This window comes from Mycolicibacterium llatzerense (genome assembly GCF_000878195.1).
GTDB lineage: Bacteria > Actinomycetota > Actinomycetes > Mycobacteriales > Mycobacteriaceae > Mycobacterium > Mycobacterium llatzerense.
This window is the reverse complement of sequence record NZ_JXST01000057.1, coordinates 20,411-28,359: the sequence shown is the minus strand read 5'-3', so window position 1 is coordinate 28,359 and position 7,949 is coordinate 20,411. Positions and strand designations below refer to the sequence as shown.

5 protein-coding genes are annotated in these 7,949 nt (G+C 66.2%); 1 reads left to right on the top strand and 4 read right to left on the bottom strand.

Features of this window, described 5'->3' with window-relative positions; all coding sequences use genetic code 11:
• Positions 1–345: HNH endonuclease signature motif containing protein (locus TL10_RS26945; protein ID WP_043988070.1), on the top strand; the 345-nt coding region annotated here is incomplete at its 5' end.
• A 119-nt stretch (positions 346–464) separates the two neighbouring features.
• Here the strand turns inward: TL10_RS26945 and TL10_RS26940 are convergent.
• The 4 genes from TL10_RS26940 to metH form a co-directional block, all read right to left on the bottom strand.
• Positions 465–1,502, bottom strand: coding sequence for a hypothetical protein (locus TL10_RS26940; protein WP_192830319.1), 1,038 nt, complete (start codon positions 1,500–1,502; stop codon positions 465–467).
• Positions 1,503–1,739: 237 nt separating this feature from the next.
• Positions 1,740–3,194 (bottom strand): sugar porter family MFS transporter, encoded by a 1,455-nt coding sequence (locus tag TL10_RS26935; protein ID WP_043988068.1) that lies wholly within the window; start codon positions 3,192–3,194, stop codon positions 1,740–1,742.
• Positions 3,195–3,272: 78 nt separating this feature from the next.
• Positions 3,273–3,926, bottom strand: coding sequence for an HAD family hydrolase (locus tag TL10_RS26930; RefSeq protein WP_267884358.1), 654 nt, complete (start codon positions 3,924–3,926; stop codon positions 3,273–3,275).
• A 44-nt stretch (positions 3,927–3,970) separates the two neighbouring features.
• Positions 3,971–7,726, bottom strand: coding sequence for a methionine synthase (gene metH / locus TL10_RS26925; protein ID WP_043988067.1), 3,756 nt, complete (start codon positions 7,724–7,726; stop codon positions 3,971–3,973).
• Positions 7,727–7,949: the final 223 nt, after the last annotated feature.

Below are 7,949 nucleotides of genomic sequence, written 5' to 3'. Positions count from 1 at the left end.
ACCGCGACCACCGGTCAACGCCTGGCCCTGTTCGCCCGCGACAAAGGCTGCACCCGCCCCGACTGCACACGGCCCGCCGCCGACTGCCAAGCCCACCACGCCGTCACCGACTGGCGTCACGGCGGCCAGACGAACATCACCGACCTCGCGCTGGCCTGCGGACCCGACAACCGCCTGGCCACCGACGGTGGCTGGACCACCACCATGAAAAACGGCCGAGCGCACTGGACCCCACCACCACTACTGGACGTCGGCCAACCCCGCACCAACACCATCTACCAACCCCAGCTCTACCCCACCGAGGGCGAGGATGGTGACGGCGAAAGTAACAGTCCCGCAAACTGATACGGCGCGATGAGCTGGTCGCGCCGGGGTGGCGGCTGCCCGTGCAGGTGAGGCCGTTCCCGTCGACTGAGCCGATCCGCCGTGGCGATCCAGTGGCCCGGCAGCGGCCCCGTCAATGGCTAGGAGCCGCCCTTGTTGCCGTTGCCGGACCGGCCCGAATCACCGGACTGGCCCGAATCACCGGACTGGCCCGCAGCACCAGGCCGGCCCGCATCACCGGATTGGCCACCTCCTGACTTGCCGCTGGGGCCTGACTTCTTGTTGCGCGACAATGACTTTCCAGTGTCAGATGTTGCGGTGTCGGACTTGCCGGCGTCACTCTTCCCAGCACCCGCTTTCGCGCCGCCACTATTGCCGCGGACGCCGGGGGTGTTCAGCTGATCGGACGCCGGACGTCCCTGCGGTTTGCCGTTGTCGGCCTCGGCGACGGCGAAATCGGTGGTAGCAGCGGTCGGCACCACGAGTGCCGGCTTCAGGCGCCTCTGCATGAAGCCACGGGGCGCAACTGAGGGCGCCTTCACGACATCGGCGTCTACGTCGGCGCCGGTGGCCCGCGGCTGTCCTTTGCCGGCTGCGGTGGGATCTGGCGGGGCTGCCGTGGGGTCTGGCACTGCCGCAGTACGGGCAACGGTTTTCGCCGAGACCGGCGTCGGCACCGCCGCGAACGGCAGCAAGTTGAGTATCGGGGCAGCGATGGAGTTGAAAATTGTGAGCGGCACGCCCACGACCAATCCGTACAAGATGATGCCCAAGAACACGAAGGGCCCGAAGACCGCTGCCAATTCGGGCGTACTGACCAACGGCTGGGCCAACGTCAGGAACGCCGTCGACAGCGCGGACACAATCGCCTGCTCGATAACTGCGACGGCCCCAGCAGGCTGCGGCGTGGGTAGCGATGTTGACGTGGCTGCCAAAGGCGTTGGAGCCGTGCCGGATCCGACCTTCGGCGTCATCGCGGCCGCGGCGCCGAGATTCGAGCCGCCACCTACCACCACGTGCGCTGCGGCCGCCATCAAGTCGGCGTGGGTGGCCACGACTTGGTCCAGCGGGGCCCATTGCGCCGACATCGACGTATTCACAGCGGCTACCCGGGCAGCACTGATGGCGACCTCGGGATCACGCCCCGGAGGGGCCGCACCCACAAAGCCGACCACCACGATCACGGCAGTAGCGACCGCGACAAGAACGTTCAGACGAGCTACACAACGAGAGCCGCCGTTGACCATTGCGCACCCCTTCCGTGAAGGAGCGTCAGAACCACGGCAGCACCAACGCTCACCGCCGATAATTATCTACAACGTCAATACTCACGGCATCAGCCATCTGACGGATATTCGCTGAACTTGGGACCGGGTTCAGTCAGTCATTCCAGCTGTGCAAGCCACCCGGCGACGTCATTTTGCCAGCAACTCGGCGTGCATATCTTCGAGCGCAACGCCCTTGGTCTCGCGAACCCACTTGGCGACGAACACCAGCGACAGCAGAGCGCACAGCGCGTAGAAGCCGTATGCGACTCCGAGCGTATTGCGCAGTTCAGGGAAGCTGACAGTGATCGCCCAGTTGGCGACCCACTGGCCGGCCGCGGCCAGACCCAGCGCCGCGGCACGGATGCGGTTGGGGAACATCTCCCCCAGCAGCACCCACACCACCGGCCCCCAGGACATGCCGAACGCGACCACGAACAGGTTGGCGGCGATCAGGGCGACGGGCCCTTCGACGCCACCCAACTGCGGTACCCCGTTCACCTGCGGGGCGGTGCCGAAGATGATCGCCATGGTGGCCAGCGTCAGCGTCATCCCGGCCGAACCGATGAGCAGCAGTGGTTTGCGGCCGATCTTGTCGATCAGCATGATCGCGATGACCGTTGTCAGGATGTTCACCACCGAGGTGATGACGGTGATGACGAACGACGAGCTCTCGTCGAAACCGACGGCCTCCCACAGCACGTTCGAGTAGTAGAAGATCACGTTGATGCCCACGAACTGCTGGAACACCGACAGCGCCAGACCAACCCAGACAATGCCGTAGAGGCTCAAGGGTCCGCCGCCGGGCTTGCACATGTCGCGCCAGGTGGGCTTCGACTCGGACTCGAGCGTCTGCTGGATGCGACCGATGGTGATCTCCAGATTCTTCTCCCCCAGCAACATGGTGAGCACCTTGCGGGCTTCCGGAATCCGATGTGTGGCAACGAGATAACGCGGCGATTCGGGAATCGTGAAGGCCAGCAGGCCGTACACCACGGCGGGGATGGCCATCAGGATGAACATCCAGCGCCAGGCCTCGAGACCCAGCCACAGCACGCTGCTCGCGCCGCCGGCCAAGTGCGCCAGCAGCGCGTCGACCGCCAGCGACAGGAAGATGCCGCTGACGATGGCCAGTTGCTGCAGGGACCCGAGCCGACCACGGATGCTCGTCGGCGATGTTTCGGCGATGTAGGCCGGCGCGATCACCGACGCGATGCCCACGCCAAGGCCACCGACAATGCGGAACGCGACCAGTATCTCGATGCTGGTCGCCACGCCGGCCCCGATTGCGCTGACAAAGAACAGCAGGGCGGCCAGCTTCATCACGGTGAGTCGACCGACGCGGTCCGCCAGCCGCCCCGCGGTCATGGCGCCCACTGCCGCACCGAGCAGCGCCGAGGCGACGGCAATGCCCAAGGCCTGGTCGCCGATGTCGAAGTACTGCTGAATCGACTTCACCGCACCGTTGATGACGGCGCTGTCGTAGCCGAAGAGCAAACCGCCCAGCGCGGCTACCGAGGCGATGCGCACGGCACTGCGGCCGGAGTCGAACTCTTCGTCATCGAAGATCGCCGATGTGTCGTCACCGATCGGGCCATGGGACATCGGACGTCCTTTCGCAGCGCTGCGTGGTGTGCGTCAACGATCGCACAGCAGACCCCACTACCGGACCAGAACTAGCGGCTACGAACACATTTCGGTGTAGATGTCACGAAGGTCCGCGACCCCGAGCCCGGCCAGCGTTTCGATGTGCCGGCGGCGTGGCCCGTCGGGCACTGCGACGTCATTGGGTACCACGAGCACGACGCAGCCCGCGGCATCCGCCGACTGCGCACCGGTCACCGAATCCTCGATCGCCAGGCAGTCCTGCGGCACGACCCCGAGCAGTTCGGCGGCGCGCTGGTACGGAGCCGGATGCGGCTTACCGTCGGGCACCTCGTCGCCGCAGACGGTGGCCGTAAAGTAGTGACTACCAATGGTTTTCAGCGCCTGTTCGGTCAGCGTGCGCCGGGTGTTGGTCACGAGCGCCAGCGGAATCTCGCTGACCGCCAACGTTTCCAACAACTCCTGCGCACCAGGCCGCCACGGCAGCCCCTGCTCGAACAGCTCACCGGTGTAGTCGTGCAGCCAGTCCGCGGACTCGGCCATGGATTCCGGGGTCGGGTCCAGGCCGAGGTCGTCGTACACGATGCGCATGACGTTCTCCGCCGAGCCACCGACCGTCGTCTCCCGCACCGCGTCGGTCAGCACCCCGCCCTTTTGGGCGTAGAAGGCGTGCATCGCGACGTCCCACAGCTTTTCGGAGTCGACGAGCGTGCCGTCCATGTCGAAGAGCACAGCTTTGAGCGTTGGGCGGGCGAAGCTGGGGCGGGAGATGGGTATCAGTCCTCCGGGTTGTAGCCGAGGTTGGGTGCCAGCCAGCGCTCGGCTTCTTTCAGCGTCCAGCCCTTACGTCGTGCGTAGTCGGCGACCTGGTCCTGGGCCAGCCGGCCGACCACGAAGTACTGCGACTGCGGGTGCGAGAAGTACCAGCCACTGACGGCCGCGCCGGGCCACATCGCCATCGACTCGGTCAGCTCGATGCCGGCCCGTTCCTGGACGTCCATCAGCTCCCAGAGCGTCGCCTTCTCGGTGTGCTCGGGGCAGGCCGGATAGCCGGGCGCCGGGCGGATGCCGACGTACTTCTCCCCGATGAGCGCCTCGTTGTCCAGCTGCTCGTCGGGCTGGTATCCCCAGAACTCCTCGCGAACCCGCTGGTGCATCCGTTCGGCGAATGCCTCGGCCAATCGGTCGGCGATGGACTCCAGCAGGATGGCGCTGTAGTCGTCGATGGCGGCCTTGAACTCCATGATCTTGTCCTGGCTGCCGAGCCCGGCGGTGACCGCGAACGCGCCGACGTAGTCGGCCAAACCGGTGTCCTTGGGCGCGATGAAGTCACCCAACGACTTGTTCGGGATGCCGGCGCGGTGCTCGCCCTGCTGGCGCAGGTTGTGCAGGGTGGTGAGCACCTCGGACCGCGATTCGTCGGTGTAGACCTGGATGTCGTCGCCGACCGCGTTCGCCGGGAAGAAACCGATCACGCCGTTGGCGCGCAGCCACTTCTCCTTGATCAGGGTGTCGAGCATCTCCTGGGCATCGTCGTACAACTTGCGGGCGGCCTCACCCGACGCCGGGTTGTTGAGGATGTCGGGGAACTTGCCCTTCATCTCCCAGGCGTTGAAGAACGGCTGCCAGTCGATGTACTCGCGCAGTTCGGCCAGGTCGTAGTCGAGAAACTCCCGAACGCCGACGCCCTGGGCGGGCACCGGCGGCGTGTAGCCGTCCCACTCGATCGGCGTCCGGTTGGCGCGGGCTTTCTCCAACGTGAGCATCGGCCGCTCGTGCTTCTGGGCGTGCCGTTCGCGCAGGGCCGCGTAGTCCTTCTCGGTGGCCTCCATCAGAGCGGGACGCTGCTTGTCGTCGAGCAGCGCGGCCGCCACCGGCACCGAGCGGGACGCGTCCTTGACCCAGACCACCGGGCCGCTGCGGCGCGGCGAAATCTTCACGGCCGTGTGGGCACGCGAGGTCGTGGCGCCACCGATCAGCAGCGGGATCTCCAGCCCTTCGCGTTCCATCTCGACGGCGAAGTTGACCATCTCGTCGAGGGACGGGGTGATCAGGCCGGACAGCCCGATGATGTCGGCCTTGTGCTCCTTGGCGGCGTCCAGGATCTTCTGGGCAGGCACCATCACACCGAGGTCGACCACGGTGTAGTTGTTGCACTGCAAGACAACTCCGACGATGTTCTTGCCGATGTCGTGGACGTCGCCCTTCACGGTCGCCATCACGATGGTGCCGTTGGTCGTCTCGGCGTCACCCGGCTGCTTCTCCGCCTCGATGTACGGCAGCAGATAGGCGACGGCCTTCTTCATCACGCGGGCCGACTTCACGACCTGCGGCAGGAACATCTTGCCCGCGCCGAACAGATCGCCGACGACGTTCATGCCGTCCATGAGCGGGCCCTCGATCACCTCGATCGGGCGACCTCCCGCGGCGGAGATTTCGGCGCGCAGTTCCTCGGTGTCGGCGTCGACGTCCGCGTCGATGCCCTTGACCAGCGCGTGCGTGATCCGCTCGCGGACCGGGAGGCTGCGCCACTCCGCCGCCTTGGGGTCCTCGGTCTTCTCCGATTTGTTGAACCGTTCGGCGATCTCCAGCAGCCGCTCGGCGGCGTCCTCGCGACGGTTCAGCACGACGTCCTCGATGCGGTCCCGCAGCTCGGGGTCGATCGAGTCATACGGCACCAGCGCACCGGCGTTGACGATGCCCATGTCCAGGCCGGCCTTGATGGCGTGGAACAGGAACACCGCGTGAATGGCCTCGCGGACGGGGTTGTTGCCGCGGAACGAGAACGACACGTTCGAGATGCCGCCGGAGATGTGCACGCCGGGCAGGTTCTCCTTGATCCAGGCGCACGCCTCGATGAAGTCGATGCCGTAGGTCGCGTGCTCCTCGATACCCGTCGCCAACGCGAAGCAGTTCGGGTCGAAGATGATGTCCTCGGCCGGGAAGCCGACCTCTTCGGTCAGGATCCGGTACGCACGCCCGCAGATCTCCTTGCGGCGCTCCAGATTGTCGGCCTGTCCCTGTTCGTCAAAGGCCATCACGACGACGGCGGCACCGTACTTGCGGCACAGCCGGGCCTCGCGGATGAACTTCTCCTCGCCCTCCTTCATGGAGATCGAGTTGACGATCGGCTTGCCCTGCACGTTCTTCAGGCCCGCCTCGATGACCTCCCACTTGGAGGAGTCGATCATCACCGGGACGCGGCTGATGTCCGGTTCGGCCGCGATCAGCTTGGTGAACCGGTCCATCGCGGCGATGCCGTCGATCATGCCCTCGTCCATGTTGATGTCGATGACCTGCGCACCGACCTCGACCTGCTGCAGGGCGACCGACAGGGCGGTGTCGTAGTCCTCGGCCTTGATGAGGTTGCGGAACCGCGCGGAGCCGGTGATGTTGGTGCGCTCACCGATGTTCACGAACAGCGAGTCTTCGGTGATGTTGAGGGGCTCCAGGCCCGACAGCCGGGTGGCCACGGGGATCTCGGGCAGCTCGCGGGGCGCCTTGCCTTCGACGACCCTGGCGATCTCGGCGATGTGCGGCGGCGCCGTGCCGCAGCAACCGCCCACCAGGTTGACCAGGCCGGCCTCGGCGAACTCCTCGATGTAGCCGGCCTGCCGCTCCGGCGACTCGTCGTACTCGCCAAAGGCGTTGGGCAGACCCGCATTCGGGTAGCAGGAGACGAACGTGTCCGCGATCCGCGCCACCTCGGCGATGTACGGCCGCATCTCGGGCGCACCCAGGGCGCAGTTGAGGCCGACGGCGAGGGGCCTGGCGTGCCGGATCGCGTTCCAGAACGCCTCGGTGACCTGACCGGACAACGTTCGTCCGGACGCGTCGGTGATGGTGCCCGAGATGATCAACGGCCAGCGGCGACCGCGCTGCTCGAAGAGCGTCTCGACGGCGAACACCGCGGCCTTGGCGTTGAGCGAGTCGAAGATCGTCTCGATGATGAGAATGTCGGAGCCGCCGTCGACCAGGCCGTTGGCAGCCTCCAGGTACGCGGTGACCAGCTGGTCGTACGAGACGTTGCGTGCACCCGGATCGTTGACGTCGGGCGAGATCGACGCGGTGCGCGTCGTCGGACCCAGCGCGCCGGCGACGTAGCGCGGCTTCTCCGGGGTGCTGAATTCGTCGGCGGCCTCGCGCGCCAGGGCGGCGCCCGCATAGTTCAGCTCGTAGGCGAACGCCTCCATGCCGTAGTCGGCGAGCGAGACCGCGTTCGCGTTGAACGTATTGGTCTCCAGGATGTCCGCGCCCGCTTCGAGGTACTCGCGGTGGATGCCTTCGATGATCTGCGGCTGCGTCAGGGTGAGCAGGTCGTTGTTGCCGATGAGGTCACTCGGCCAGTCCTTGAACCGCTCGCCGCGGTAGCCGGCCTCGTCGGGCCGGTCCCGCTGGATCGCCGTGCCCATGGCGCCGTCGATGACCATGATCCGCTGACCCAGCGCAGCCGTGAGTTCGTCGGTGCAGTCGGGGCGGATGTTCGGCACGAAAGTCTTCACCGGGGCGGCAGTCACATGCGTTCCTTCCATTGCGGAAGGCGTCCTTAACTCTGCCGAGCGTGGCGGATACCGGGCCGACCGGATTCCGTTGCAACGCCTCTCGACGCCAAAGAGTCTACGTCGTCAGCTGACAGACGTTCGGACGCCCACGTTGGACAGTTGTTTGTCCAGTGCAGTCACATCAACATGGTAGGCCGGACTACCAAACCGGTTTGCCGGCCCGACCCGCCCCGGGGTAGCGCTCGCAGGTGCC